This window comes from Paenibacillus cisolokensis, from assembly GCF_018403665.1.
GTDB lineage: Bacteria > Bacillota > Bacilli > Paenibacillales > Paenibacillaceae > Paenibacillus_AH > Paenibacillus_AH cisolokensis.
This window is the reverse complement of sequence record NZ_BOVJ01000076.1, coordinates 1-25,166: the sequence shown is the minus strand read 5'-3', so window position 1 is coordinate 25,166 and position 25,166 is coordinate 1. Positions and strand designations below refer to the sequence as shown.

General features: G+C 58.0%; 26 protein-coding genes and 7 pseudogenes. 13 read left to right on the top strand and 20 right to left on the bottom strand.

What is annotated here, in order from left to right; all coding sequences use genetic code 11:
• Window positions 1–55: 55 nt before the first annotated feature.
• The gene (locus PACILC2_RS11505) at window positions 56–739 is read right to left on the bottom strand and encodes a tetratricopeptide repeat protein (RefSeq protein ID WP_213528945.1); all 684 of its coding nucleotides are present in this window, start codon (window positions 737–739) and stop codon (window positions 56–58) included.
• Between the two features lie 224 nt (window positions 740–963).
• Window positions 964–1,281, bottom strand: a complete 318-nt coding sequence (locus tag PACILC2_RS11500) for a metal-sulfur cluster assembly factor (protein ID WP_062494705.1) — start codon at window positions 1,279–1,281, stop codon at window positions 964–966.
• Between the two features lie 123 nt (window positions 1,282–1,404).
• Here PACILC2_RS11500 and PACILC2_RS11495 point away from each other — a divergent pair, with 123 nt between their 5' ends.
• Window positions 1,405–2,226 carry a class I SAM-dependent methyltransferase gene (locus PACILC2_RS11495; protein ID WP_213528944.1) on the top strand — a complete coding sequence of 274 codons (822 nt, stop codon included), beginning with the start codon at window positions 1,405–1,407 and terminating at the stop codon, window positions 2,224–2,226.
• 102 nt (window positions 2,227–2,328) lie between these two features.
• Here PACILC2_RS11495 and PACILC2_RS11490 read toward each other — a convergent pair whose 3' ends face one another.
• The 4 genes and pseudogenes from PACILC2_RS11490 to PACILC2_RS11475 form a co-directional block, all read right to left on the bottom strand.
• A complete protein-coding gene (locus PACILC2_RS11490) occupies window positions 2,329–3,345 on the bottom strand; it encodes a zinc-binding alcohol dehydrogenase family protein (protein ID WP_213528943.1) in 1,017 nt (338 codons plus the stop codon).
• A gap of 27 nt (window positions 3,346–3,372) precedes the next feature.
• Window positions 3,373–4,895: pseudogene (locus tag PACILC2_RS11485) on the bottom strand (UxaA family hydrolase).
• Window positions 4,892–6,250: a tagaturonate reductase gene (locus PACILC2_RS11480; RefSeq protein ID WP_213528942.1), complete on the bottom strand. Its 1,359-nt coding sequence runs from the start codon at window positions 6,248–6,250 to the stop codon at window positions 4,892–4,894. Before PACILC2_RS11480 ends, PACILC2_RS11485 begins: the two are co-directional and overlap by 4 nt.
• Window positions 6,199–6,384 carry a hypothetical protein gene (locus tag PACILC2_RS11475; RefSeq protein WP_213528941.1) on the bottom strand — a complete coding sequence of 62 codons (186 nt, stop codon included), beginning with the start codon at window positions 6,382–6,384 and terminating at the stop codon, window positions 6,199–6,201. Before PACILC2_RS11475 ends, PACILC2_RS11480 begins: the two co-directional genes overlap by 52 nt.
• A 153-nt stretch (window positions 6,385–6,537) precedes the next feature.
• Between PACILC2_RS11475 and PACILC2_RS11470 the strand changes: the two genes are divergently transcribed.
• Both PACILC2_RS11470 and PACILC2_RS29370 read left to right on the top strand, forming a co-directional pair.
• A complete protein-coding gene (locus PACILC2_RS11470) occupies window positions 6,538–7,398 on the top strand; it encodes an AraC family transcriptional regulator (RefSeq protein WP_213528940.1) in 861 nt (286 codons plus the stop codon).
• Window positions 7,296–7,697 carry a helix-turn-helix domain-containing protein gene (locus PACILC2_RS29370; protein WP_213528947.1) on the top strand — a complete coding sequence of 134 codons (402 nt, stop codon included), beginning with the start codon at window positions 7,296–7,298 and terminating at the stop codon, window positions 7,695–7,697. Before PACILC2_RS11470 ends, PACILC2_RS29370 begins: the two co-directional genes overlap by 103 nt.
• Here the strand turns inward: PACILC2_RS29370 and nagZ are convergent.
• Window positions 7,604–8,827, bottom strand: a complete 1,224-nt coding sequence (nagZ, locus tag PACILC2_RS11460) for a beta-N-acetylhexosaminidase (protein WP_244863452.1) — start codon at window positions 8,825–8,827, stop codon at window positions 7,604–7,606. The genes PACILC2_RS29370 and nagZ overlap by 94 nt on opposite strands.
• A gap of 200 nt (window positions 8,828–9,027) precedes the next feature.
• Here nagZ and glsA point away from each other — a divergent pair, with 200 nt between their 5' ends.
• The gene (gene glsA / locus PACILC2_RS11455; RefSeq protein WP_213528939.1) at window positions 9,028–9,981 is read left to right on the top strand and encodes a glutaminase A; all 954 of its coding nucleotides are present in this window, start codon (window positions 9,028–9,030) and stop codon (window positions 9,979–9,981) included.
• Window positions 9,982–10,009: 28 nt separating this feature from the next.
• Here glsA and PACILC2_RS11450 read toward each other — a convergent pair whose 3' ends face one another.
• Window positions 10,010–10,864 carry an amidohydrolase family protein gene (locus tag PACILC2_RS11450; RefSeq protein ID WP_213528938.1) on the bottom strand — a complete coding sequence of 285 codons (855 nt, stop codon included), beginning with the start codon at window positions 10,862–10,864 and terminating at the stop codon, window positions 10,010–10,012.
• Window positions 10,865–11,106: 242 nt separating this feature from the next.
• On the opposite strand from PACILC2_RS11450, the gene PACILC2_RS11445 reads away from it, so the two are divergent.
• On the top strand, window positions 11,107–11,901 hold the full coding sequence (locus PACILC2_RS11445; RefSeq protein ID WP_213528937.1) for a DeoR/GlpR family DNA-binding transcription regulator: 795 nt from the start codon (window positions 11,107–11,109) through the stop codon (window positions 11,899–11,901).
• A gap of 167 nt (window positions 11,902–12,068) precedes the next feature.
• Here PACILC2_RS11445 and PACILC2_RS11440 read toward each other — a convergent pair whose 3' ends face one another.
• From PACILC2_RS11440 to PACILC2_RS27990, 4 genes are all read right to left on the bottom strand, one after another.
• On the bottom strand, window positions 12,069–12,905 hold the full coding sequence (locus PACILC2_RS11440; protein WP_213528936.1) for an AraC family transcriptional regulator: 837 nt from the start codon (window positions 12,903–12,905) through the stop codon (window positions 12,069–12,071).
• Window positions 12,906–12,940: 35 nt separating this feature from the next.
• A complete protein-coding gene (locus PACILC2_RS11435; RefSeq protein ID WP_062494731.1) occupies window positions 12,941–13,672 on the bottom strand; it encodes a phytanoyl-CoA dioxygenase family protein in 732 nt (243 codons plus the stop codon).
• A gap of 138 nt (window positions 13,673–13,810) precedes the next feature.
• Window positions 13,811–14,017, bottom strand: a complete 207-nt coding sequence (locus PACILC2_RS27995) for a phytanoyl-CoA dioxygenase family protein (RefSeq protein WP_213528935.1) — start codon at window positions 14,015–14,017, stop codon at window positions 13,811–13,813.
• A 5-nt stretch (window positions 14,018–14,022) separates the two neighbouring features.
• On the bottom strand, window positions 14,023–14,592 hold the full coding sequence (locus PACILC2_RS27990) for a phytanoyl-CoA dioxygenase family protein (protein WP_213528934.1): 570 nt from the start codon (window positions 14,590–14,592) through the stop codon (window positions 14,023–14,025).
• 169 nt (window positions 14,593–14,761) lie between these two features.
• Between PACILC2_RS27990 and PACILC2_RS11420 the strand changes: the two genes are divergently transcribed.
• The gene (locus tag PACILC2_RS11420) at window positions 14,762–15,643 is read left to right on the top strand and encodes an AraC family transcriptional regulator (protein WP_307860557.1); all 882 of its coding nucleotides are present in this window, start codon (window positions 14,762–14,764) and stop codon (window positions 15,641–15,643) included.
• A gap of 119 nt (window positions 15,644–15,762) precedes the next feature.
• On the opposite strand, the pseudogene PACILC2_RS11415 reads toward PACILC2_RS11420, so the two are convergent.
• Window positions 15,763–15,855 (bottom strand): annotated as a pseudogene (locus PACILC2_RS11415) (LuxR C-terminal-related transcriptional regulator); the annotation flags it as partial.
• Between the two features lie 51 nt (window positions 15,856–15,906).
• The gene (locus PACILC2_RS11410) at window positions 15,907–16,344 is read right to left on the bottom strand and encodes a DUF6398 domain-containing protein (RefSeq protein WP_213528932.1); all 438 of its coding nucleotides are present in this window, start codon (window positions 16,342–16,344) and stop codon (window positions 15,907–15,909) included.
• Window positions 16,345–16,424: 80 nt separating this feature from the next.
• Here PACILC2_RS11410 and PACILC2_RS11405 point away from each other — a divergent pair, with 80 nt between their 5' ends.
• The gene (locus PACILC2_RS11405) at window positions 16,425–16,685 is read left to right on the top strand and encodes a hypothetical protein (RefSeq protein WP_213528931.1); all 261 of its coding nucleotides are present in this window, start codon (window positions 16,425–16,427) and stop codon (window positions 16,683–16,685) included.
• Window positions 16,682–17,071, top strand: a complete 390-nt coding sequence (locus PACILC2_RS11400) for an aspartyl protease family protein (RefSeq protein ID WP_062494741.1) — start codon at window positions 16,682–16,684, stop codon at window positions 17,069–17,071. The genes PACILC2_RS11405 and PACILC2_RS11400 overlap by 4 nt, the downstream gene beginning before the upstream one ends.
• A gap of 41 nt (window positions 17,072–17,112) precedes the next feature.
• On the opposite strand, the gene PACILC2_RS26840 is transcribed toward PACILC2_RS11400, so the two are convergent.
• The 6 genes and pseudogenes from PACILC2_RS26840 to PACILC2_RS11380 form a co-directional block, all read right to left on the bottom strand.
• Window positions 17,113–17,502, bottom strand: a complete 390-nt coding sequence (locus PACILC2_RS26840) for a hypothetical protein (protein WP_244863451.1) — start codon at window positions 17,500–17,502, stop codon at window positions 17,113–17,115.
• 113 nt (window positions 17,503–17,615) lie between these two features.
• Window positions 17,616–18,146, bottom strand: a complete 531-nt coding sequence (locus PACILC2_RS26835; protein ID WP_244863450.1) for a recombinase family protein — start codon at window positions 18,144–18,146, stop codon at window positions 17,616–17,618.
• Window positions 18,116–18,726, bottom strand: a pseudogene (locus PACILC2_RS26830) (recombinase family protein). The gene PACILC2_RS26835 and the pseudogene PACILC2_RS26830 overlap by 31 nt, the downstream one beginning before the upstream one ends.
• Window positions 18,727–18,825: 99 nt before the next feature.
• Window positions 18,826–19,014, bottom strand: coding sequence for a hypothetical protein (locus PACILC2_RS11390; protein WP_213528930.1), 189 nt, complete (start codon window positions 19,012–19,014; stop codon window positions 18,826–18,828).
• 174 nt (window positions 19,015–19,188) lie between these two features.
• A pseudogene (locus tag PACILC2_RS11385) lies at window positions 19,189–19,335 on the bottom strand (LuxR C-terminal-related transcriptional regulator); the annotation flags it as partial.
• Between the two features lie 169 nt (window positions 19,336–19,504).
• Window positions 19,505–20,272 (bottom strand): YhcN/YlaJ family sporulation lipoprotein, encoded by a 768-nt coding sequence (locus PACILC2_RS11380; RefSeq protein ID WP_062494747.1) that lies wholly within the window; start codon window positions 20,270–20,272, stop codon window positions 19,505–19,507.
• A 407-nt stretch (window positions 20,273–20,679) separates the two neighbouring features.
• Between PACILC2_RS11380 and ssuE the strand changes: the two are divergent.
• From ssuE to PACILC2_RS11355, 5 genes and pseudogenes are all read left to right on the top strand, one after another.
• Window positions 20,680–21,233 (top strand): annotated as a pseudogene (gene ssuE, locus PACILC2_RS11375) (NADPH-dependent FMN reductase).
• A complete protein-coding gene (locus PACILC2_RS11370) occupies window positions 21,226–22,242 on the top strand; it encodes a sulfonate ABC transporter substrate-binding protein (RefSeq protein ID WP_213528928.1) in 1,017 nt (338 codons plus the stop codon). Before ssuE ends, PACILC2_RS11370 begins: the two are co-directional and overlap by 8 nt.
• Before the next feature lie 2 nt (window positions 22,243–22,244).
• Window positions 22,245–23,389: pseudogene (gene ssuD / locus PACILC2_RS11365) on the top strand (FMNH2-dependent alkanesulfonate monooxygenase).
• A 16-nt stretch (window positions 23,390–23,405) separates the two neighbouring features.
• Window positions 23,406–24,217: pseudogene (gene ssuC / locus PACILC2_RS11360) on the top strand (aliphatic sulfonate ABC transporter permease SsuC).
• Window positions 24,169–25,068: an ATP-binding cassette domain-containing protein gene (locus PACILC2_RS11355; RefSeq protein ID WP_213528927.1), complete on the top strand. Its 900-nt coding sequence runs from the start codon at window positions 24,169–24,171 to the stop codon at window positions 25,066–25,068. Before ssuC ends, PACILC2_RS11355 begins: the two are co-directional and overlap by 49 nt.
• Window positions 25,069–25,166: the final 98 nt, after the last annotated feature.

Sequence of the window (25,166 nt, the reverse complement as noted above, 5' to 3'; positions counted from 1 at the left end):
AGAAGCCGTAAGACGGCTCTCCCCCGGGAGGTTTTTTCATTTCATATCCGTATCCTTATCCCAGCCCCAGCTTTTTCAACCTGCAGCGCGCCGCCCATTTCCGCTCCTTGCGCTTCATATACTTGGGCAGCGAGCGATACACGTCAAGCGCCTCGTCGAGCGCCCGGCGCGCCTCTTCCTTGCGTCCGAGCTGCTCGTTGATTTGTGACAGCCGATAGTACGCCTCGCAGGACGATGAATGAATGCTGCGGAACGATTCCAGCGCTTCGAGCGCCTTGTCCGTATCCGACCGCGAATATAACGATGCCAGACGCAGGTAGGGTTCTCCGTATTTGACCCTGGGGTTCAATTCCAGCGCCCGCCGGATCGCCTCTTCGCCTTTCGCCGTTTCCCCGGTATGCAAGTAGCTGTTGCCCAGATCGTCCCAAAATTCGGCCGATGACTCGACGGCGCCGAGCGACTGCATCGGCTCCAGCAAGTCCCGCGCCTCCCGGTACCGCTTTGCTTCGATCAACAGACGGGCCAACTCGTGCTTGGCCGACACGTCGCTCGGATTGATCGCCACCTGCTGGCGAAGTCTGGCGATCAACCTTCTGCGGCGAAACGGGCGGAAAATATTCGGCGCAAGTCCGACGAATCGTTGGTCCAGCGCGTACAGTATGATAAGCAGCATAAGTATGGCAATAAACGGATTGCCGATCAGCCACCATAAAATCGCGAAAAGAAAAAAAGGTCTCATCGTTCCTCCAGATGAAGCGGTTTTCCCTTATCATACCACATTCGGCTCGACAGTTGTCATGGGCGCCGGCCTGCCGCTTCAAAGGCAAACGTCGAAAGACCGCGGGAAAACCGAAAAGCCCTGCATGCCGCTGCCGCTTTCTTTCGAACGAAAAGTCCGGTCCGATCGAACGGGAAAGCGAAAGGGCGCGCAAGGGCTATGATCGGGCGTTATGCACACGCGTTCTACTCCACCGCCGACATGCGGGCGCGGATTTCCTCTCTCGCCCGATCGTTCATTCTGGCGGGGGTCCATCTCGGCTCCCATACGAGCCGAACGTCAACCTCCTTGACGCCGGGCAATTGCGATACGGTCTTTTTAACTTGCTCCACAATTTCGTCGGCAAGCGGACATTCGGGAATCGTCAGCGTCATCTCGATCTTCACCTTGCCGTTTTCATCGGCGGACACTTCGTAGACAAGCCCCAAATCGACGATATTTACTCCAACTTCCGGATCGAGCACTTCTTCCAGCGCGGTCAAAATTCGGTCCTCCAAATTCAAGTCCTCCACCTCCGTACGATGAACGGTATCAGCGTTAGATTATCCGATCCGTCAACGTTTTAGTCCTTTGACCATATATGGTTTATAATGGTTGTAATGCTTAGCGACGGGAGGAAGCGAACCATGATACCGGAAGGCAATCTGCGAAGCAATGTGGACCGATTTACAGGCTTTGAAAACGAATACGACCGATACCGTCCCGAGGCGCCGCCGCGCGTGATCGACATTATAACCGGCTACCTTGGCCGGAAGCCCGCCGTTGTAGCGGATATCGGCTGCGGCACCGGACTTTCCACCTTCATCTGGAAAGATTGCGCCGAGCGGGTGATCGGCGTCGAGCCCAATGACGATATGAGAAGAAAAGCGTTGGAAAAACGGGCTTCCCACAGCGACGCGGAGCATCTGTCGTTCGTCCCGGGCTACTCCAACCGGCTGCCCCTGGAATCGGGCACCGTCGATGTCGTCACGTGCTCCCAGTCGTTCCATTGGATGGAGCCTGTCAGCACATTGCGGGAAGTGGCCCGGACGCTTAAGGACGGCGGCGTTTTCGCGGCTTACGATTGCGACTGGCCGCCGACGCTTCATTGGTCGGTCGAAAAAGCGTACAACGAGCTCGTCGAAAAAGCGGATCGTATCATTTCGCAGCTTGTGAAGGAAAACGACCGCGCGAAGAAATGGAACAAGGAAGAGCATTTAAATAATTTGCGGGACAGCGGGTTGTTCCGGTTCGTCAAAGAAATCGTGTTCCACAACATCGAAGCATGCGACGCCGAACGCTATGTCGGCCTCGCGATCAGCCAGGGCGGCGTGCAAACGGTGTTCAAGCTGGGGTCGACGGCATTAAACACGGATATCGAGGCGTTCCGGGCGAACGCGGAAGCTTTCTTCGGGGGCAGAACGTTGGAAGTTATGTTCAGCTACCGGATGCGACTCGGCGTAAAATAACATGCGGGTTGTTCCGCCATATGCATAGAGCCGGCACGCGATAAAGCATGCCGGCTCTTCCTATTACTGTTGCTCGGCCATAATTGCTGCACGGCCTTCCTTCTACTGCAGCTCGACTATCGCTTTCACCACTTTCGACTCCGGCCGCAACCAACGCTCGAATTCGCCGATCATATCCGCGAACGGCGCGCGATGCGTAATGTAGCCCGCCGCATCGATGCGGCCGCGGCGCACCGCCTCCATAACCCGGGCGAAATCTTCCTTCGTGGCGTTGCGGCTGCCCATCAGCGTCAGCTCCCGCTTGTGAAACTCGGGATCGTGAAACGCGATGTCGGACTTGACCAGCCCGACATAGACGAGGCGGCCGCCGTGGGCCACATAGCGGAACGCGTCGGCCATCGACTGTGCGTTGCCGGTCGCGTCGAAGACGACCGTCGGATAATCGCCGCCGGTCAGTTCCGCGATCCGATCCGCAGGTTCCCGCTTCGCATGGACAAGATAGTCGGCCTTCGCCCATCCAGCGCACAACGCGAGACGTTCGTCGCTCACCTCCATGGCGATGACGTTCGCCCCTTCGGCTTTGGCGAACGCCATGACGCCGAGACCGATCGGCCCGCCGCCGATGACGAGCGCCGTTTCGCCGGCGGTAAGCCCGGACCGGCGCACGGCATGCGCCCCGATCGCGAGCGGCTCGAGCGTCGCCGCCTGATCGAGCGTCAAGTCGTTTACGGCGAGCAGATGATCTGCGGGCACATTGAGCCGCTCCCGCATGCCGCCGTCCGTATGGACGCCGAGCACGCGCAGCGACGTGCAGCAGTTCGGCTTGCCCTGCCGGCAAGCGATGCAAACGCCGCATTCCAAATACGGTACGACCGCCACCCGATCGCCGACGGCGACGCCCGCCGTTCCTTCCCCGAGCGCTTCCACGACGCCGGACAGCTCGTGCCCGAGAATGCGCGGGTATTCGAAGAACGGCTGATTGCCTCGGAACGCATGATAATCGGTGCCGCAAATGCCGACCCGGCGAATCCGCACAAGCGCTTCCCCGGGTCCCGGCGCGCGCTCATCCTGCTCCCGCATTTCGAATCGCCCCGGCTCGACGCATACGATCGTTTTCATCTTCACTCATCTCCCTGCCGCTCGATGTTATAGGATAACTCCGTCTTTAAAAATGGCGATCTCGCGAAAGCCGGTCCGCTCGTTCTTCGTCTGCGCGTTCCCGGACGCGATATCGAGAATGAAATCGAGCAGTTCCGCGGCAAGCGAATCCATCGTCACCGCCTCGTCCAGTAGCCGCCCGGCGTCGAAATCGATCCAGTTCGCCTTGCGGGCCGCGAGCTCGCTGTTCGTCGACAGCTTCATCGTCGGCACCGGCCCGCCGAACGGCGTCCCTCTGCCGGTCGTAAACAGTACGATCTGCGCGCCGGCCGCCGCGAGCGCCGAGACCGAGACGAGATCGTTGCCGGGCGCCTGCACGAGATTGAGGCCGGGGCGGCTCGCGCGCGTCCCGTAAGGCAGCACGTCGGTCACGACCGCATGGCCGCCTTTTTGCGTGCAGCCGAGCGATTTCTCCTCCAGCGTGCTGATGCCGCCGGCTTTGTTGCCGGGCGAAGGATTTTCATAAATTTCCTGGCCATGATCGATAAAATATTGCTTGAAATCGTTGATCAGCCGGACGATCCGCTCGAAGACGCCGGCGTCCGCCGCGCGGTTCATCAGAATCGTCTCCGCGCCGAACATCTCGGGCACTTCCGTCAGCAGCGCCGTTCCGCCCGCGGCGGTCACCGCGTCGGCGATGCGGCCGACAAGCGGATTGGCCGTAATGCCCGACAAACCGTCGGAGCCGCCGCATTTCAGCCCGATCTTCAGTCTGGACACCGGCACCGGCTCGCGCTTGAACGTCTCGGCGTACGCGGCCAGCTCCTCGAGCAGTTCCATCCCTTTTCCAGCTCGTCCGCCTCATCCTGGGCGCGCATGAAGCGGATGCGTCCTTCCGGAAAATCGCCGAGCAGGTTGCGGAACTCGTCGATCTGATTGTTTTCGCAGCCGAGTCCGACGACGAGCACGCCGCCCGCGTTCGGATGAAGCGCCAGCGCGGACAGAAACGCCTGGGTATGCTTCAAGTCGTCGCCAAGCTGCGAGCAGCCGTACGGATGGGCGAAATGGTAAACGCCGTCGACGCGTCCGGCAAGCGCGTCATTGCCCATGCGGGCGAGCGTTTCGCATGTTTTGTTGATGCATCCGACCGTATTCAAAATCCACAGCTCGTTGCGGATGCCGACATCGCCGTTCTCGCGGACATATCCGGCAAACGTCCGCTCCGCGAAGCCGTCGGGAATAGCGGCGCTTCCTCCGGTCACCTCCGGCCCGGGTTCGTAGCGGTATTCCAGCTTGCCGCTAAGCCCAGTCCGCACATTGTGGTGATGCACCCAGACGCCGGGCTCCAGCGGGACCTTCGCCTTTCCGATCGAATAGCCGAACTTGATCACATCTTCGCCCGCTGCTGCCGGCCGAATGAGCGCCTTATGCCCTTTGGCCACCTCTTCCTTCAGCACGATCGTCTCCTGACCGCCGTCCGGCAATTCGAGTCCGATCCGCTCTCCGGCTGCCAAATCCCGCAGCGCGACGACGACATTGTCCGAAGGGTGAAGCCGAATCCACGATTTCATTCGTATTCCTCCCATTGTTCCAATTGGCGGGCAATCGCCTGAACGAGCGGCAGACCGGCAGGTGTCCGGAGGTCGCAGCCCCACCACTCTTCACGGGAGAGGACCGCATCGGCCAGCAACCGCGCATCGGTTCCGTATTCCGCCCACAACGCTGACATCGTCTCCAGCACCGGCTTGCTGTCGTTCACCGTATAGGGCGTGCCGTCGAACCGGACGCCGCCGTAACCGCCGTCATCCAGCCGCTTCACCCGGTACAGGCGCAGCAGCGCGGCAAGCGCGGTCACCATTCGCTGCGGCAGCTCGCGCCGCTCCCCGGCGTACGAAAGAAGCGTCGGCACAAGGCGCGTCCGGAATTTGCTTACGCTGTTCATCGCGATGTCGGACAGCCGGTGTTCAATGTACGGATTGGCGAACCGTTCGAACACTTCCGCCGCATAGACGCGCAACTCGGACGGCTCGAGCGGGACCGCGGGAACGATCTCTTCGGCGACCGCCTCCCGGACCCAACTGCCGAGCGTCTCGTGCTCCATCAGCTCCCGGACATGCCGGACGCCGGACAGCAGACCGAGCGGCGTCATCAGCGTATGGGCGCCGTTCAGAATGCGCACTTTGCGCAGCTGGTACGGGCGCAAATCCGGAACCCAGCGGACGTTCAGGCCCGCTTGAACGAACGGCAGCCGGCGGTCCAGCTCCGGTTCGCCTTCGATTGCCCAAAAATGATACGGTTCCGCCGTATTGAGCAGCAGGTCCTCGTACCCCCAACGCTCGAACAGCGCCGGCGCCTCGTCTGCCGGATAGCCCGTCACAATCCGGTCGACCAGCGAATTTAAAAACCGGTTATGTTCCTCCAGCCAGCGGCGGAATCCATCCGGCAAGCTCCAGTCGTCGCAATGCCGCAGCACGCAAGCCTTCAGCGTGTCGCCATTGCGTTCGAGCAGCTCGCAAGGCAGCAGCAGCAGTCCTTTATCGGCTGCGCCCGCAAACGCTTCGTATCGGCGGTACAGCCACAGCGTCAGCCTGGCCGGATACGATGGCATCGGCTCATCCGGCTTCCACGGCGTATAGACGTACGTCAGCCCCGCTTCGGTCGTATTGGAAATGACCGCTTCCAGCTCCGGACGGTCCGCCAAAGACAGAAAGCGCTCCCATTCGCGGTACGGATCGATCAGCTCGCGGAAGACCGCGACGACTTCCGAACGCTCGACTTTTCTCCCCTGCTCCAAACCGCGAATAAGCAGCGTGTACAATCCGTCCTGTGCGGCCAATTGCTCCAGCTTGGCGCCTCCGGAGGGTCGCGGCTGCGTCACCGCGACACTGCCGTCGAACAGTCCTTTCTTGCGGCATTCATGCAGCATCCAATCGGCAAAGCCTCGCAAAAATTGCCTTCGCCAATTTGCAGGACGCGCACCGGCGACGAGGCGGCCGCCCGATATCGGGACTGCGTCTCGAAGTCGGCCGTTTCCGCGTTCAGCATTTTGGTCGTACCCATTGCCATCCCTCCCGGTCTATCATGCTCACCCCTTTATTGTAGCATCATACCGAGTCAGCGAATTGCCGTATTCCGGCAAAATGTATCCGATTTTGATCTTTGCGGCCGCTTGCCGGCCATACCGTCTGTTATAATGAGGATAAAACAGCATGAATGCAGGAGAGGCGGACAGGAGAGGAAGAGACGGATGAAGCCGATTCGCAAAAATTCGAGAACTACGGGCTGTTCCCGTTTTCCATGGTGTACCGGGATACGAAAAGCCCGCAAATCGAGCTTCCCGACCATGTGCATGACTGGCACGAGCTGGTCTATGTTCACGGCGGACACGGAACATTTTTTATTCAGCATACGATCTATGATATGCGCGCCGGCGATCTGTTCGTGCTGCCCGCCAATACGATTCACCGTGCCCTGCCCGACCAGGACCGTCCCGTCACCTCGACCGCGCTCTTTTTTGGTCCGGCGCTTCTGTTGACAGCGGTCTACGATGACGGCTATTCGCTCTCCGGGCTGCTGGAAACGGGGGTGTACCGGTTTCGGCTGGACGAGCGGCTGCAGCGGCTGTACGAGATCGAACTGGCGCGGATGGCCGAGGAGGACAGGGAGCGCCGGCCAGGCTACCGGACAGCCCAGTGGCTGTCGCTCCATACGCTGCTGCACGAAACGAACCGGATTGTAAGAGCCGCTATCGGGGAGGCGGCCGGTCCCGGCGCGAATGCCGGCCCGTCCTGGCTTGACGCCGTGCTGAACGGGCTTGAAGGCGATACGGAACCGGACATGCGGCATACGCTTTCTTCGCTCGCCGATCTGGCGGGAGTCAGTCCCGCCCATCTGAGCCGGGTGTTCAGACGGAAAACCGGCATGAGCGTCACCGACTACTTGACGATGCGGCGCATCGTCAAGGCGAAAAACTGCTGTCGGCATCGGACGATAAAATCGTCTGGATCGCGGAGCAATGCGGCTTCGAAAGCTTGCCCCACTTTCACCGCTGCTTCAAGAAGCATGTCGGGATGACGCCGGCGAAATACCGGATTTTGCGAGGCGTTAGCCGGCAGCTCGCAGGCGCCGAGGCAGCGGTGCCACGACGGCACGCGGCTGCATGGCGGTACGGCGGCGCGTCGGCGCAGCGGTACGCGGCTGCATGGCGGTGCGGCAGCGCGTCGGCACAGCGGTACGCGGCTGCTCCGCTGACCGCCAGCGCACGCGGACCGCGGCACCGTCAACCTTGCCGGTATTGCTTCAGCACAGCGCGGATGTCGGCGTTGATGCCGTCAAGCTCCGGAATGGCGACCGGTTTATCCGCCAACCGGTAACGTTCCTTCAGCTGCAAAATCCGTTCCACGCTTTCGTCGATCCGTTTTTCCGTCAACCGCCCCTCGTTCACGCTCTGCTTGAGCGCTTGCACGACACGGTCGACGTTTTCGTACCCGTGCGCTACTAGCACGATATCGCTGCCCGCTTCGACGGCTTGAACCGCCGCATCGCCGATGCCGTAATGATCCGCGATGGCGCCCATCGTCAGATCGTCTGTCATGACGACTCCTTCGAAGCCGAGCGTCCCGCGCAGCTGGTCGGTGATGATCGTGCGCGACAGCGAGGAAGGAAATTCGCCGTCCAGCTGCGGAAACAAAATATGAGCGACCATAACGGCATCCGCCCCCTGTCTGATCGCTTCGGCGAATGGCTGCCACTCGAAATTCCGCAGCTGCTCCAATCCCTTCCGCACGACCGGCAGTTCCAGATGGGAATCGACCGCCGTATCGCCATGCCCCGGAAAATGCTTGACGACGGGAATGATTCCCGCATCGCGGATCGCCTTCATCTCCGCCACGCCCATTTGTGTCACCACCTCCGGCGTCGCGCCGAACGAACGCGGACCGATGACCGGATTATCGGGATTGCTGTTGATGTCGAGCACCGGCGCGAAATTCAGGTTGAATCCGAACGCCGTACATGCTCTGGCCAGCAGTTCCCCGACCGCCCCGGCGAACGCCGGCTGTCCGGTTTCGCCGATCGCAACGGCATCGGGCAGCCGCTCCAGACCCGGAAGCCGGCTGACGATGCCGCCTTCCTGATCGACGGACAACATGAGCGGCGCCTTGTTCGCGCCGTTCCAGGCTCTCAGACTGTTGACGTAAACGACCGTCTCTTCCGGGGAGACGAGGTTGTCTTTGTAGAAAATGACGCCGCCGACATGCTGCTCGGCAATCATGCGCCGCGCCCGGCGGTCGGGAGAGGCGCCTTCCACGCCGGCGATAATAAGCTGGCCGATTTTCTCGTCCAGCGTCATCGCGTCGATCGTCCGTCCGATCGCATTTTCGGAGGAAGAGTTCCCGCTTTCTTCGCCGTCCTTGTCCGGGGTACCGCCGAAAACCGCGCATCCTGCGACAAATACAAGCAGCGCCAGGACGGCGGCCGTTATTCGGAAACGTTGCGGTCTCACCAATATCACGTCCCTGTTTTATGATGTATTTGTCCTATTCTTTGCCAGGCGGGGGGCGTACTATAACAATCGGCAACAAACGGCGCAGGCCGCGTCCGCAGAAAACGATTTGCGCCGTCTGAAAAGAAGGAACGATGCGCATACTTTGACGAAAGCGTATTGCGAACCATTTCAATGCTGTGACGAGGGGAGATTGGTTTATGGCTGACGTACAGGAAGAACTGAAGCAATTGCGGGAGCACCTCCCGGCCTGGGTGGAAGCAAGCAGGCTGCATGCGGCGAAAGGAAAAGTCGCCGGCTATATACCGGAGCTCGCCGGAACGCCGGCGAATGCGCTCGGCATTACGGTGATGGATGCGTCGGGCGAATGCGTGACGGTCGGAGACTGCGATCTGAACTTCACGATGCAGAGCATATCGAAAGTGTTTACGCTGCTGCTGGCGCTGATGGATCGCGGGGAAGAAGCCGTATTCGCCAAAGTCGGGATGGAGCCGAGCGGCGACGATTTCAACTCGATTCTGAAGCTGGAACTGGTGGAGCCGGGCATCCCGTTCAACCCTCTCATCAACGCCGGGGCGATCGCGGTCACTTCGCTCATCGCCGGCTCCGGTCCGGCGGAGAAGACGAAACGGATTACGGCATTCTTCTCCCGTCTTGCCGGCGGCCGGCCGCTCGTCTGCAATGAGGCGGTCTACCGCTCGGAAGCGGCAACCGCTTACCGGAACCGGTCGATCGCCTATTTTCTGAAGGAAAACAACGTGCTCGAAGCGCATGACGACGTGGAGGAAGTGCTGGATGTCTATTTCCGGCATTGCGCGATCGAGCTGACATGCGCCCAGCTGGCGCGCATGGCGCTCGTACTCGCGCATGCCGGACGCGATCCGCTTACCGGGGAAGCGCTCATCCCTTCCCGCTACGTGCAGATCGCCAAGACATTCATGGTCACCTGCGGCATGTACAACGCCTCGGGCGAATTCGCAATCCGCGCCGGACTGCCCGCGAAGAGCGGCGTATCGGGCGGCATTCTCGCGCTCGTGCCGAACCGGTACGGCATCGGCGTGATCGGTCCGGCGCTTAACCGCAAAGGCAACAGCACCGCCGGCGTTCATCTGCTGGAGACGCTGTCGCAGCATTTCGGATGGAGTCTGTTTTGACGGTGCGGGGCGCTGCAAAGAAGGACGATCAGCGCTCCCGATCCCCTCTCCCGCCGAGCTTGTAAAATTCGGCGGCGTTGCCGCCGAACAGCGCTTCCCGCTCGCGCTCCGTCCAAGCTTCGGGAAGCGCCCGCTCCAGCGCGCCGATCACATCGTCATAGGACCCTGCCAGCAGGCAAACCGGCCAATCGCTGCCGAACATGACGCGCCGGGGGCCGAACAGCTCCGTCACATGGCGGACATACGGTATGAGCTGTTCCGGCTCCCAACGCCGATGGTCGGCTTCCGTTATCATGCCCGACAGCTTGCAGTACAGCTTCGGGTAGCCGGCCAGCACGCGCATCTGCTCCGCCCACGGTTCGAGGATGCCGTCCTTGATCGGCGGCTTGGCGATATGGTTGATCACGCCGCGCAGGTTCGGCACCTTCTCCATCAGCTCGAGAACGGCAGGCAGCTGAGGCGAGCGCATGAGAAGATCGACGGGCTGATCGAGTTCCTCCATCCGGGCAAGCGCCTCGATGACATTCGGCTTCAGCACCTCGGCCGGATCGGCCATTTCCTGAATCATAACGCGGAAACCGACAAACTTCGGATGCCGGCGGAACCGCTCGTAATGACTTTCCCAATCCGGATCGTGCAGATCGAGCCAGCCGACGACACCGGCGATCGACGGCTCATTGTCGCTTAACGCGAGCAAATAATCCGTTTCCTCGTGAGACCGCTCCGCCTGCACGACGATCGTCCCGTCGATCCGATGCTTCGCCAGCTCGGGCTGCAGATCATCCGGCAAGTAGCTCCGGTACAATACCGGCACATCCGGCGACAGCCAGCCGAGATCCCCCCGCGCAATGTCCCAATAATGCTGATGCGCGTCCAAACGCATAACGCATTCCCCTTTCACCTTAACGAATGGAACCGTTTTCTCCATTCTAGCACGCCTGTACGCTTCTGTCGCTTCTCCGGACCGCCGCCGCCACGACTGCGCGGCCGTTTGCGCACCTCCGGCTCGTACAACTTTATCCGTACGCCCCGCATTTGACGGTGCTCTTTTTTTGCATTAAAATTTCATAAAGTGAAACGAAAGCTTTCATGCCTTCTCATAGACCGAAAGGAGCCATTCCGGACATGCTCGATTCCCCTTTCAGCAAAACCGATCAACGACGGCAGCTGCTGCTCAAAGCGTTAAGCGAGCGCGGCGCCATGACGATACCGGAAATGATGGAGCTTGCCGGCTGCTCGAAGGCGACCATAGTGCGGGACCTGGATCTGCTGGCGGGACGCGGCCTGATTATCCGGACGATCAACGGGGCGCAGCCGCAATCTTCCCCCGGGCCGTCCGGACAGGAACTGTCGTTTCAGGAGAAAAAACATTTGCAGTCCGCCGAGAAAATGGCTATCGCCCGCCGGGCCGTCTCGCTGGTCGAAGAGGGAGATGTCGTCGGGCTTACCGGAGGAACGACGACCTTTCTGATCGCCTGGCTTCTGCGCAGCAGAGTCAATATTACGGTCGTGACCAATGCGGTCAATATCGCGGCTTCGCTCGCCGAGAGCGAAGGCGTTCAGGTCGTCGTGACCGGGGGCGTCATGCGCGGCAAAAGCTATGAATTATGCGGTCCTCTCGCGCTCAAAACGTTGGAAGAGCTGCATATCGGCAAAATGTTCCTCGGCGTCGACGGCGTATCTCTCGAAAACGGACTGACGACGCACTCCGAATTCGAAGCGCAGACGAACCGCCTGTTCATCGCACATGCCCAGCAGACGTACGCCGTATTCGACCATACGAAGTGGGAGCGCACTTCCCTGTTCCCGATCGCGCCGCTGTCGTCCGCGAACGCGCTCATTACCGACAAGCCTCCTTCGGCTGCCATGCTGGACCGGCTCCGGGCAGAGAACATCCCCGTTTATGTCGCAAAACCGTAAGCGGCAACCGGCGATCATCCCAATCCGAACCGGCCAAGCCTTCATGTCGCAGCCGTCGGGCCAGGCGCCTGACACATACCGGAACCGGGGACCGTGCGGAAGCGGCAATACAGCGAAACGGCCGAACAGACAAAACGACCGAACAGCCTTGAAGACTGTCGGTCGTTTTATTTGCCGGCCATTCTCGCTTCGCGCGGGGAATGGCCGTATTTGCGTTTGTATGCCCGTTCGAAATGAGACAGCGTGCGAAAGCCCGACGCGTAGCAAATATCGGTGACCGGCAGCGGCGATCCGCGCAGCAGCGAGCAGGCGAACGACAGCCGCAGCTCCTGCAGGTACTGCTGGAACGGGACGCCCGCAGCCTTGCGGAAACATTCGCTGAAATAATTCGGCGCGAGCCCCGCCTGGGCGGCGGCGTCCCGGAGACTTAGCGGTTCGCGAAACCGGTGATGGATGAAGACGAGCGCCCGCCGGATATGTTCCGGCTGCGGCGTTTCTTCCCTGCCCGAACCGCCGCCCTCCTCCAGGGAACGCAGCCTTGCCAGCATAAGCAGAATGCGTTCCAGCGCTCCTCTTGCCATCAGCCGGTATCCCGGCTGTCTGCCGGACAGCTCCGCTTGAAGGAGCCGGAACTCCTCCGCGACGGCCTCCCGCGCATCCTCCGCAACCGTCACCGTGCCGCCCGCATAATCGCGAAACAGCAGCGGTCTCAGCTCATCGGACAGCAGTTGCTCGCCGAACACCGCGTTATAGAGTTGAAGCGGCCTGTCAGGTGACGGAGATACCGAATGGAAATCCGCAGGCGTCAGCAGAAACAGGCTGCCTTCGGACAGCGGAACCGCGCGTCCGTTAACGGTATGGCTGCCCGCGCCGCCGTACACGTAGCACAGCTCGTAAAACTCGTGCCAGTGCAGCGCGACCGGCCCGGACACCGTCTGATTATACAGCCTGAGCGGAAAGTCTTCGCCCAAATATTGCTCGTTCGTCAGCCGTTGCGGCTCCATGTCGCCCCTCCCCTGCACGCTGCCGCCCCCGCCATTTACGCATTGGCATACGTATTGCCTGCGAGATCCTTGCCGCGGGCGAGCCACACCTTGAATCCGGGGTTTTTCTCCGGAATGACGCGGATGTCGGTCGAGAAGTAGCGCATCGTGTATCCGCAACGCCGGTAAGGACTCTTGTTGGCCGTCGCCCCGTGGATGATGCGGGAATCGTGCAGCGAGCATTGTCCCCGCTCCAGCTCGAAAGCGACCGCCTTACTGTCGTCGACGTTGCGGATTTGCGTGGCGAACAGGTTAAGCCGGCTGTCGACATCCTCGTAGTCCGAGAAGCCGTTGCGGTGCGTGCCGGGAATGACCTGCATGCAGCCGTTTTCGCGGGTGCTCGGGTCGATCGCAAGCCACACGGTCACAATGCCGTGAAAGCTGTCCACCCTGCCTTTCCAGTATGCGGAATCTTCGTGCCAGGGCGTCGCCCGTCCGACATACGGATCCTTGCAGATGAAATGGCTGGACCACAGCCCGATGTTCGGCCCGAGAATCGGTTCGACGACATCGAGCACCTCGTCGCACAGCAAATAATCGAGCAGCCGTTCGTCCCGGAAATGCGGCGTATCCAGCTCATCGGACAGCTTGCTGCCTTTCTCCGCGAGATGCTCCTCGAACAAAGCCGTCAATCCGTCCAGCATATGCTGCGGCAGCAGTTGCTTCTTATACAGAAGATACCCGTTTTCATGATAAAATTCCACTTCTTCTTTGCTCAGCTTGCTCATGCCCGATCCCTCCCGGAATGGTCTGTCTGTTCACCATTTATTGTGGCATGGCGCGGGCTTTCGGCGCTTCGCGTTTCCGAAGGAAAAGTACGCTTATCTTCAGATAGACCCGGGATAGGCAAGAACGCATGAGCGGGTTCAGGCGAGCCTGGGGAACAATCCGCCCTGCAGACGGCCGCCGGCTTCAAGGCCGAGACCTTCGGTGCATATATGCCGCGCACCGCTAAACGTCGTGCCGTCCGGCATATAAATGATGGCGAGCGCCCGGCGCGGCCGGTCCGTCCGGTTCGCATGGGCATAATGAAACGTCAGCCCGTCATGGAACGTGCAGCTTCCCGCCTTCATCCTGGCTACCACCGCGGTGTTCCGGTCGACGCGGGCCGCGCCGCCGTCGCTAAAATGTCATGAGGCTCGACCAGATCGACGCTTTTCAAATTTTTGATTTTCTGCGATTTGGGCACGAACATCATGCATCCGTTGTTTTCATCGACGTCGTCCAGCGCAATCCAGATCGACAGCGCGCCGGTTTCGTTCATCGGCCAGTACGGCCAATCCTGATGCCAGGGGGTCGGTCTGGAATCGTGCGGCATTTTGAGCAGCGCATGGTCGTGGAACAGCCTGATGCCGGAGCTGCCCGTCAAATCTTTCGCCGCCTGCGCGAAGCGCCTGCTCAGCACGAACCGGGCTATTCCGCCATGATCGCGCCAGGTGTTGACGCGCTGGTTCAGCACCTTGTAATAAGCGTTGCCTTTCTGCGACGTTTGGACGGAACGGCCGCCTTCCTGCCTCATCGTCTCGTCCAAATATTGACGCAGTTCTTCCAATTCGTCCGGTTTTAACATATCATCGATTTGAACGAACCCGTTCTCCCGATAATATTGAATTTGCTCATTTGTCAAAGGTTTGTTGTCGTCCAGCATGTCGGCACTTCCTTTCGATTGCAAGGTTTATATGTAAACCGTAACCGAAAGCGTTTGCAGCATCTTGGCTGATTTGCGAAAAAAACGGACGATTTGCCAAAGGGGGGCGCGATAAAATGGAAACGTACGAGCGCAAAACTTTTTTCCGGATGAACAATTTCCGTTCTTCATTTCGCGCTATACGATCGGTATCGGCGAACGCATACCGGATCATGCCCATCAATTCGTCGAGCTGGTCTATGTCGTCAGCGGATCGGCGATTCACGAGATGTCCGGCCACCGGTACGAGCTTCAGTCCGGCGACGTTTTCGTGCTCGAGCCCGGCGCCCCGCACAGCTACACAGGCTCGGATACGGAAGAGACGGTCGTCTTCAATGTGCTGTTCGGCACCGAGCTGCTGCGCGACGAACTTGCGTCGCTGCTGCGCATGCCATCGTTCGTCAACTTTTTCTATCTGGCGCCCTTTCTGCGGAAAAGCGCGTCGTTCATCCCCCATTTCCGGTTGCACGATCATCAGAAGCTGCGAATCGTCAGCCAACTGGCCGCGATGGAAGAGGAGTTTGCGATGCGCGGGGACGGCTATCAACTGCTGATCAGGACGAGGCTGATCGAATGTCTTGTCTGGCTGGGACGCTACCATCGCGAAAGCGGGATGCGAAAGCGCGAAGCGTTAAGCGACCGGGACTGGATCGAGTCGATCCGGCATCTGGTCGAGACGCATTTCCGCCAGCCGCTGTCACTGAAGGAAGCGAGCCGGCTGTGCGGCATGAGCGTCTCGTCGTTCACCGTCAAATTTCGGGAAGCGGCCGGCTGCAGCTTCACCGAATACAAGCATGGCGTGCAAATCCGCCACGCCTGCCGCCTGCTCGCCGACACGAGCAGCAAGGTGACCGACATCGCCTTCGACGCCGGCTTTGGCGATATCAGTTTCTTCAACAAAGTGTTCCGCAAACATACCGGCATGACGCCGAAAGCTTACCGAAAGCTGCACGGCCAACCGGACGGCCAACCGAACAAAGCCGATAAGAGGAAAGTGCCGCCGGAGACGTGAAAGCTGCTACGGAATGTTTCGGAAATGAGCGCCCTATTCATCAAAAAACCTTCCCCCTCTGCTTCCCCGGCACGGAAGAGAGTGGAAGGTTAATCGAATCCAATGGGTCATTGGAACGGTCAAATTTTCAGTTCCCCAAGCTTGATCAACTCGACAACAGCCTGCGAACGACCTTTGACATTTAATTTTTGCATGACATTGGAGATGTGGTTTGAAGCACGCCATTTGAACTTGTAAGTAAATCTTTCAAGTTGGTTCGCTGTTCATTTATTTTTGAATAATTCTGTTGGAACAATAAACCCGTTTATGGATACCAAATTGTTAAACGGATTGCTTTGCTGCGACCTCTGTGTGGCAAACTCATTATTGAAATAGTCCATTTTGAACATATCCCGTAACAGCTTGGATTTTTGCGAAGTGGTGCTTTGGGCTACACCGAAGTGCGCGCATATATCATGAACAGTTGCATAGGGCTGGAAGCTCTTATCGAACAGAAAGTTAACTGTTCCTATTGCATGAATAATCCCTGCCGCCCAAACCTCCAACTTGCCTGACATAAATGGAACCGTGCGCTTGCGTCCTAGCTTTTCCACCATTTTCATAGACAATTGTTCATATTCTTCGTCCAAATATTCTTGACAAAAACTTCTAACTAATTGGAGCAGCCGTTCTTTTTTCTCGAGCATTTTGGGATCTTTCATTTTTCCTCGACCCTCCTTTGCTATATCAAAGTTTACCATATTGTTTTCTCAGATGATATAATAAAGGCGAGGTGAAGCCGATGAAATGGGAAGAGATTGCCAAACAGCATCCGAGCCGTTTTGTGTTGGTGGAGGCGATTAAAGCCAACTCCGATAACCGCGTACGCCGTCTTGAAGACATGGCGGTTATTCAGGATTACGATAACCCGCAAGAAGCTTGGAGCGGATACAAACATTTTCATAAACTGTATCCGACACGCGAGCTTTACGTATTCCATACCAGCCGAACCGATGTTGAAGTTGTTGAAGAGTTCTTCTCAGGAATACGGCAGCGCATATGAAGATATGGCTCCAGCATGGCTTGCCTATCGTCTCATTGACCTTGACTTATAACGACCAATCTATTGTTTTACCGAACGTCCTGTTTGACACAGGCTGTGCGGCAACGGTATTTGATACCGATTTGCTTGCTCACATCGGCATTTACATTGATTTCATAAACGGCAGAGCCAAACGCATGTATGGAGTTGGCGGAACAAGCGAGATCTGCTATGAGCAGGTCATCCCTAAGCTTCAAATTGAACATATTCCTTTAAATGATTTTCCTGTCCAACTTGGAACTGTTCAAGAAAGTTATGGCTTTGACGGCATACTTGGCATTGATTTTATGATGAGGGCCAAATGCAAAGCCGATTTTGAAACGATGCAGTTTGATTTCTCCAATTAAAACAAGCGACGCCCTGTTATCGGACAATCGCTTGTTTTTTGCTATCTGTGTGACAACTCAGTCTCTTCTTCGCACGCCGGCTCTTGCAGCGGCAAACCGAAGGCCGTCACCACCTGAATATCGCCCGAACGGTCCACTGTAATTTGCGAAAGCAGTTTTTTTAGAATAAGCTGCATCTCGTCAAAATGGTCAAAATCAAGGTCCAACAGCTCATCCAGCATATCCGCAACATTTTCATAAAGCTCGGTTAAATCAGAATTTTTACGCAGCTCCTCGGCGGCTTCCGCCAATCTTCTCTCGAATTGAACAATTTCTTTTTCGTAAAAGCTTTTCTCCAGGCGATACTGCTCCTCGTCCAGAAGCTGCCCGGACATTTTCTCGCGGCGCAATTCGAACAGACACTGGCGGTTATCGGCAATTCGCTTCCGCATTGCTCGAATTTCGCTCTCCAGACCGGATTGATCGATTCGGATGAGTCCTTTATGCTTTTCCAGCAGCTGCTCGGCGGATGTGATGCTTCGGAGCGCGCTCGAAAGAATGCCGATCAGTTCATCGCGAAACGGATAGTAGGGTAGCCAAAATCGTTGATGCATCCGGCTTCCCCCTGCCTGCGTCTTCTGGAACAGACGAGATAGCGATATTCTCTGCCGTTTTCATCCGTTTTTTTACTTTTGGACTTCATACTGACCATGGATGAGCCGCAATGCGCGCATGTTATCATGCCGGCGAAAACGTTAATTTTTTGTCTGATGCCTCCCCGCTCACCGCCCCCCCGCTCCAGTCGCAACATCTGGGCCAGCTGAAAGGTGTCCTCGTCGATAATCGCTTGATGCGTAATGATTTTATTGGCATACCGCCACTCGCTTTTCGGCTTTTGCACCAGCACCTTTTTACGCTCGGATGTATCGTTTACGTTCGTATAGATCTTTTTCGTCTCGTATTTGGAGGAGCGGTTTTTTCCGATGTATGCTTCGTTTTGAAGGATGCGCTGAACTGTCGTAACTCCCCATACGCCGCCTTTGGGAGAGGGTATGCCTTTGTGATTCAAGTAGGTGACAATGGCTTTCTCGCCCATCTTATTGGCGGTATAAAGCCGAAAATGGTGCGCACGACTTCTTTCTGCCGCTCATCGGGCACCAGAACTTTAAGCCCGTTTCTGATTTCCCTGACGTACCCGTAAGGCGGACGGCTTCCCGTAAAATTTCCTTTCAGCGCCGATTCGCGCTTGCCCCGGCGAGAGCTGCGGCTGATTTGCTCGCTTACGGACTGGTTGACGCTCGATATAATCGAAAACAGCATTTCGTCGTCTCTGTCCGAATCGTAATGATCGTCGATGGAGATCAGTCTGATGTTGAGCGCGTTGACCATTTTTCGCTTCAGATTGATGGAGTCTCCGATGTCGCGGGCAAAACGGGAGAGCGCCGCAAAATAATGACTTGAAAAGCGCCTCGCCGGGCATCTCTGATGACTTGCTGAATCGCTTGCCTGTCCGTTATGTTCGTCCCCGATTCCCGGTCTTCATAAATCATTTCCTCGTCCGTTTCCCATCCCATATCTTCGGCATAATGCTTGCAAGCAGCAATCTGATGTTCGGGGCTGTCTTTCTGGCTTTCTTTTGTCGTGCTGACACGGACGTAGATGGCCGCTTTTGTCATGCTCGATCTTCCCCTTATATAAAAAAGAAATCCCGCCGGCCGAATCACGATGGTGCCGGAAGGATTTCGGAATGGTCTCCAGGTTTATATGAAACAGGGTCAAATAGACGGATCATTACAATGATAACACGGCACGTCCTCAAGCCGGGATTTTTTTACACGATTATGGTTGATTTGAAACGCATCGGTATGTTTGCGAACTACCTGTCTGGCGAGTTCGTCGATCAGCTCGTTGAGATTGCCCTGTCCTGCTCGAATATGAATGCGGTAACGTTTTTTTACGAACACATGGCATTCTCCTCCCATCCGGTCTTACCATTCATTTTTATGTGGCACCGATCTTGTATCATAACCGAAACATTTTCCAGAATGGAAAAGCGCTTTGCAAGGAACAATTTCCTCATAAAATACTTTCCGCCATCTCAACAGATCTCAACTTAGCTGTGCATCAAATCCCGTCTCATTGGAGATGTGGTTACGGACCGTCTTTTCGCTAATAAACAACTGCTGTGCGATATCACGGGTTGTTTTGTCCTGTACCAGCAACTCGAATACCTCGCGTTCGCGATGGGTCAACAGAAATTTGTTCTTATGGTCGCTTCCCTTCAAAATGTCACCCCTCCTTGCCCGGGTTTTTATAGTTAAACAAGGCCAAGGGATACAGTCAAATTATTGTATGAAATGCGGGAAGCTATGGTGCGGTGCATAGAAAGAAATGGGCAAATGCCGCAGCAAAACGGCATCGGCCTGTATAATCGGCCGATGCCGTCCTATTGCGTTATTGAAATACCGGCTTCGAACCGGCTTTCGGATTGACCGCAATGCCCGTATTGGCCGGAAACAGCCGTTCCACCATGGCATTGAACTGCGGTAAGCGACCCTGAATCGGACGCCCTGCGTTAATATCCTCCATAAACTGTTTCATTCTGCCGACGAATTCAGGGTTGGAGGAGATATATGCCGTTTGGATATGAGGTGCCGTCCGCCTGATTTCCCTGGCGATTTTCCGCTTCAGCTCCGCCGTCAATCCGGCATCCTGCGCGGCTTCTTTCGTAGCGCCGCCCATATAGCCGGTCCGGTTATCGGCCCCGTATCCCGCTCCGAAGTTCAGTCTGTTGCCAATCCGCATATCGAGACCGCTCTTTATTCGATTCCCGCTAGCTCCCTGATTTTGCGATTGCGCTGCTGCGCCGTTCTCCAACGTTACCGCGACATAAGCGTTTCTGTCGGTAAGCATGACGTAAGAAGTATCGATGCCTTGTATTCGGTTAATGCGCTCGGCGAGTCCCCGGTCCATCTCGAGCCGGTAATTCCGATGCTGCCCGACGATGTTGTTGCTGTTCAGGCGGCGCCCGTATTGCCGGTTCATTTCGTTCATCTGGTCGTCCGCGAACCGCTTGTTCATGATCAGATTCCCGTTCGCATCGCGGCGGACAGCGTTAGGTCGGATATTGCGGTTGCCCAGATCCCCTTGCTTCTCCATGCAACCGGACAACATTGCGCTCAGAACGACGCCGGCTGCGAGTGCGACCCATCTGCGCTTCATGTGCCACCCTCCAATATCATCTTGTAATCAGGCTCTGGCCTTTTTTTATGGTTTGCAAAACGGTTTGGACCTATGCCGGCCAAAGGATGGCATTAACGATGCGGGGAGGGGCGGATAATCTGCACTGGGCAATCCGCACTATCGTCTGATCATGTCATTTTTCGTTTAGGTTGCCCGCTCCGCAATCGACTTATGCGCCTTTGCGAAAAACGTTGACACCTTTCACCCGCGGTGGTAATATAAATGCCATAAATACTAGTTTGCTCATCGGATTAATGAAATATCGAATGGCTCGACCGGACAATCGGAGGCCTCTCTTGTTCGCTTCATGCGCGAATCGAGGGAGGTCTCTGTCTTTTTTCTGGAATGTCCGATGAACAACACCAGACTGGGAAGGAGAAAAAATTATGAGCAAAGCCGTTATGATCTCCGGCAGTCCGAACCCGGGCTCCAGACTGACCGGACTGACCCGTTACGCGGAGCGACGCCTGCAATCCGCCGACGCATTCGGAGGCTATATCGACGTCTCCGCCTTGCCTGCGGAGGATCTCGTCCGCGCCGCCTTCGACAGCCCGGCGATCGCCGGTGCCCACGCTTTGGTCGCGGAAGCCGATGCGATCGTGATCGCCAGCCCGGTTTATAAAGCGTCCTACACCGGCGTGCTGAAAACATACCTGGACCTGCTGCCGCAAAAAGCGCTTGCCGGCAAAACGGTCACGCGCTCTTTATCGGCGGGACGATCGCCCATCTGCTCGCCATCGATTACGCCTTGAAGCCGGTGCTTGCCGCGCTCGGCGCCAATCGGTTCACCAGCGCGGTGTACGCAGTCGATTCCCAGATCGTCCGAAGCGATCGGCCGGACGGAGAACTCGAATTTACGCTGGATACCGAGCTGCGAACGCGGCTTGACGCCGTATTGGACGAACTTCTTCTTGAGCTGGGAGCGGGGACGCATGCTTAGACGAAAACGTTCCGGCAGACCGGGGTTTGCGATTATCGCTTTCCTGAGCTTGTCGCTCGCGCTGGCGGCCTGCGGCGCGGAAGCGGGCAAAGGCGGGTCCGAGGCCGAATCGGCCTCCGGCGGCAAATCGTCCGGCGCAGATGTTACGGTCCGCATCGGTTACCAGAAGTACGGCACGATCAATATTTTGAAAGCGGACGGGGCTCTTGACCGAAAGCTGGAAGAATCGGGCGTCAAGGTCGAGTGGACCGAGTTCCCCGGCGGCCCCCAGCTCCTCGAAGCGCTCAATGTCGGCAGCATCGATATCGGCCATACCGGCGAAGCTCCTCCGATTTTCGCGCAGGCGGCAGGAGCGCCGCTCGTCTATCTCGCGCACGAGCCTGCCAGCCCGGCGAGCGAAGGCATTCTGGTGCCGAAGGACTCGGATATCCAGTCCGTCGCCGATTTGAAGGGGCGAACCGTTGTGCTGAACAAAGGCTCCAACGTCCATTATTTACTCGTCAAGCTGCTGGAAAAGGCCGGCGTCGCTTATCAAGATATCGATGTGAAATATCTCCCTCCGGCGGACGCGCGGGCCGCGTTCGAAAAAGGCAGCGTCGACGCCTGGGTCATCTGGGACCCGTTCCTCGCCGCGGCGCAGACGGCTACCGGCGCGAGACTGCTCGCCGACGGTACGGATGTCGTCTCGAACCATGAATTTTATTTGGCTTCCCGCCCATTCGCCGAGAAGCACCCCGATATTATCGAGACGCTGCTGGAGGAAGCGAACAACATCGATACCTGGGCCAAGGACAATCCGACGGAGCTCGCCGAAATGCTTTCTCCGCAGCTCGGCATCGACGTCGAGTCGCTGGAGCTTGCGGCAAAGCGCAGAACGTACGGCGTCCAGCAAATCGACGAGAAGCTGGTCGAAGCCCAGCAGCAAATCGCGGATACGTTCTTCGCACTCGGGCTCATTCCGAAGGAAATCGACATTCATGACGCGATTCTGAATCAAGGGAGCGAATGACAATGAAGGTTTTCTGGTTTATTCCGACCCATGGCGACGGCCGTTATCTTGGCACAAGCTATGGCGCCCGCGCCGTCGACGCCGACTACATGCAGCAAATCGCCAAAGCCGCGGACAGGCTCGGCTACGAAGGCGTTCTGATCCCGACCGGCAGCTCCTGCGAAGATCCGTGGATTGCGGCCGCTACCCTCATTCCGGAAACGAAACGCCTCAAATTTCTCGTCGCCGTTCGTCCCGGACTTATGTCGCCGACGCTCGCCGCCCGCATGTCGGCGACATTCGACCGGCTGTCCGGAGGCCGCCTGCTCATCAACGTCGTGGCCGGCGGCGACCCCGTCGAGCTGGCCGGCGACGGGCTATTTCTGGAACATGACGACCGCTACGGCTTGACGGATGAATTTCTGGACATCTGGCGGCGCGAGCTGAGCGGTGAAACCGTTCATTTCAAAGGCGATCATCTGCGCATCGAAGGCGGCCGCATCCTTTATCCGGCGATTCAGCAGCCGTATCCGCCGCTATGGTTCGGCGGCTCTTCGTCCGCGGGGCAAGAAGTGGCCGCGAAGCATGCGGACGTATATTTGACCTGGGGAGAGCCGCCGCACGAGGTGGCCGAGAAGCTTGCCAGCGTGCGCAAGCGGGCGGAAGCGCATGGACGCGACGTTCGCTTCGGCATCCGTCTGCACGTCATCGTCCGGGAGACGGAAGAAGAAGCGTGGCAAGCAGCGGATGAGCTGATCAAGCATCTTGACGACCGGACGATCGCCGAAGCGCAGCGCATTTTGCCCGCTTCGACTCCGTGGGGCAGAAGCGGATGTCGCGGCTTCATGGCGGCGGCCGCTCCGCGCTGGAGATCAGTCCGAACCTGTGGGCCGGCATCGGCCTCGTGCGCGGCGGCGCCGGCACGGCGCTGGTCGGAAGCCCGGAAATTGTCGCCGAACGGATGAAAGAATACGCCGCTCTCGGCATCGATACGTTCATTCTGTCCGGCTACCCGCATCTCGAGGAAGCTTACCGAACGGCCGATTTGCTGTTTCCGCATTTGCCGCTGGAACGTCCCGCAGAGCCGAACGGCCCGTCCTCGATCAGCCCGTTCGGCGAGCTGATCGCGAACGAAGTCCGACCGGCTCCCCGGGCATCCGCGCACTGAGAAAGGAGCGGTCCGCATGAACGGCAACAAGGTGCGGCGTCTGCTCCGCCGTCCAAACCGGTCGCTTCCCTGGTACATTCCGCTCGCTTTACTGGCGATCTGGCAACTGTTCGGCAGCCTCGGATGGATTCCCGAGCGCACGCTGCCGGCGCCCGATCAAGTGCTGTCTGCCGGCTTCCGTCTGCTGCAAAGCGGCGAATTGGCGGAAGCTATCGGCATCAGCTCGCTGCGGGCGCTGATCGGCTTCGCGATCGGCGGGTCGATCGGCTTTGCCCTCGGACTGTTGAACGGAGTCATCCCGTTGTCGGAGAAGCTGACCGATTCGACGATCCAGATGATCCGGAACATCCCTCATCTGGCGATGATTCCGCTTGTAATCGCCTGGTTCGGCATCGAGGAAGAAGCGAAAATTTTTCTCGTCGCGCTCGGCGTATCGTTCCCGATCTACCTTAATACGCTTCACGGCATCCGGTCCGTCGATCCCGGCTTGATCGAGATGGGCAGAACCTACGGACTGCGGGGATGGCGGCTGTATCGCAATGTCATATTGCCCGGGGCGCTTTCCTCGATCCTTGTCGGCGTCCGGTTCTCGCTCGGCATTATGTGGCTCACGCTGATCGTCGCCGAAACGATTGCGGCAGATTCGGGAATCGGTTATATGGCGATGAATGCGCGCGAGTTTTCCAATTGGACGTCGCCCTGCTCAGCATTCTGCTTTACGCGCTGCTCGGGAAGCTGTCCGACTTGATCGCAAAATATCTCGAAAGGAGATGGCTCAGATGGCATCCGCATTTCGGAACGGCAACATTGCAGTCGAAGACTTCTTGAACGAAACGTCTCACCGGGAAGATAAGGAGGACAGAAAGAACAATACGAACAAGCGGCCCGCTGCCGCCGGCGACAAACAAGGGCTGTCCCTCGAGCTGTGGGATGTGGCCAAAAGCTTCGGAGACAAATCGGTACTGCGCGACATCCGTTTGTCCGTTAAAGAGGGCGAATTCATCGCCATCGTCGGCCGAAGCGGTTGCGGCAAGAGCACGCTGCTCCGGCTGATCGCGGGTCTTGACGGCATCAGCGGCGGGACGCTGGTCAGAGGCGGCCAGCCAGTTGACGGCATTGGCCCGGACACACGCTTCATGTTCCAGGACGCCCGCCTCCTTCCCTGGAAAACCGTGCTCGATAACGTGCGGCTCGGCATCAACGGGGAAAGCGCCCGAATCGCCGAATGGAAAGCGTATGAGGTGCTGAAGCAGGTCGGACTGGAGGATCGCGCCGGCGACTGGCCCTCGGTCTTGTCCGGCGGCCAACGGCAGCGCGTTGCGCTCGCCCGCGCGCTGGTCGGCAGCCCGCGCCTGCTGCTGTTCGACGAGCCGCTCGGCGCGCTGGATGCGTTGACCCGCATCGAGATGCAGCGGCTAATCGAGCGGCTCTGGGAACAGCGGGGCTTCACCGCCGTGCTCGTGACCCATGACGTCAGCGAAGCGGTGGCGCTCGCGGATCGGGTCGTTCTGATCGAGAACGGCCAAGTGGCCCTCGACGTACCGATCACGCTTGACCGGCCGCGCACGAGAGACAGCTCGTTTGCCCGGTATGAACAGCTTATTCTGGATCGGGTTATGGCAACCGGAAACGAGATTGCGCAGCCGACGCCGGAGACAGCGGCAGCTGCCAATGGATAAACAGGCATCGGTTAACCGTGCAAAAAAACGAAGGCGCCCCTTGGTTTTTTGCATGTCCAGCGTTCAAGCGCCGGACATGATTACTTCCGCTTCAACGC

Coding starts and splice junctions, on each gene's coding strand:
- PACILC2_RS11505 (WP_213528945.1), bottom strand. CDS start 739: ATGAGACCTTTTTTTCTTTTCGCGATTTTATGGTGGCTGATCGGCAAT.
- PACILC2_RS11495 (WP_213528944.1), top strand. CDS start 1,405: ATGATACCGGAAGGCAATCTGCGAAGCAATGTGGACCGATTTACAGGC.
- PACILC2_RS11490 (WP_213528943.1), bottom strand. CDS start 3,345: ATGAAAACGATCGTATGCGTCGAGCCGGGGCGATTCGAAATGCGGGAG.
- PACILC2_RS11480 (WP_213528942.1), bottom strand. CDS start 6,250: ATGCTGCATGAATGCCGCAAGAAAGGACTGTTCGACGGCAGTGTCGCG.
- PACILC2_RS11475 (WP_213528941.1), bottom strand. CDS start 6,384: ATGGGTACGACCAAAATGCTGAACGCGGAAACGGCCGACTTCGAGACG.
- PACILC2_RS11470 (WP_213528940.1), top strand. CDS start 6,538: ATGCAGGAGAGGCGGACAGGAGAGGAAGAGACGGATGAAGCCGATTCG.
- glsA (WP_213528939.1), top strand. CDS start 9,028: ATGGCTGACGTACAGGAAGAACTGAAGCAATTGCGGGAGCACCTCCCG.
- PACILC2_RS11450 (WP_213528938.1), bottom strand. CDS start 10,864: ATGCGTTTGGACGCGCATCAGCATTATTGGGACATTGCGCGGGGGGAT.
- PACILC2_RS11445 (WP_213528937.1), top strand. CDS start 11,107: ATGCTCGATTCCCCTTTCAGCAAAACCGATCAACGACGGCAGCTGCTG.
- PACILC2_RS11440 (WP_213528936.1), bottom strand. CDS start 12,905: ATGGAGCCGCAACGGCTGACGAACGAGCAATATTTGGGCGAAGACTTT.
- PACILC2_RS11435 (WP_062494731.1), bottom strand. CDS start 13,672: ATGAGCAAGCTGAGCAAAGAAGAAGTGGAATTTTATCATGAAAACGGG.
- PACILC2_RS27995 (WP_213528935.1), bottom strand. CDS start 14,017: ATGAAGGCGGGAAGCTGCACGTTCCATGACGGGCTGACGTTTCATTAT.
- PACILC2_RS27990 (WP_213528934.1), bottom strand. CDS start 14,592: ATGCTGGACGACAACAAACCTTTGACAAATGAGCAAATTCAATATTAT.
- PACILC2_RS11410 (WP_213528932.1), bottom strand. CDS start 16,344: ATGAAAGATCCCAAAATGCTCGAGAAAAAAGAACGGCTGCTCCAATTA.
- PACILC2_RS11405 (WP_213528931.1), top strand. CDS start 16,425: ATGAAATGGGAAGAGATTGCCAAACAGCATCCGAGCCGTTTTGTGTTG.
- PACILC2_RS11400 (WP_062494741.1), top strand. CDS start 16,682: ATGAAGATATGGCTCCAGCATGGCTTGCCTATCGTCTCATTGACCTTG.
- PACILC2_RS26840 (WP_244863451.1), bottom strand. CDS start 17,502: ATGCGGAAGCGAATTGCCGATAACCGCCAGTGTCTGTTCGAATTGCGC.
- PACILC2_RS26835 (WP_244863450.1), bottom strand. CDS start 18,146: ATGGGCGAGAAAGCCATTGTCACCTACTTGAATCACAAAGGCATACCC.
- PACILC2_RS11380 (WP_062494747.1), bottom strand. CDS start 20,272: ATGAAGCGCAGATGGGTCGCACTCGCAGCCGGCGTCGTTCTGAGCGCA.
- PACILC2_RS11370 (WP_213528928.1), top strand. CDS start 21,226: ATGCTTAGACGAAAACGTTCCGGCAGACCGGGGTTTGCGATTATCGCT.
- PACILC2_RS11355 (WP_213528927.1), top strand. CDS start 24,169: ATGGCATCCGCATTTCGGAACGGCAACATTGCAGTCGAAGACTTCTTG.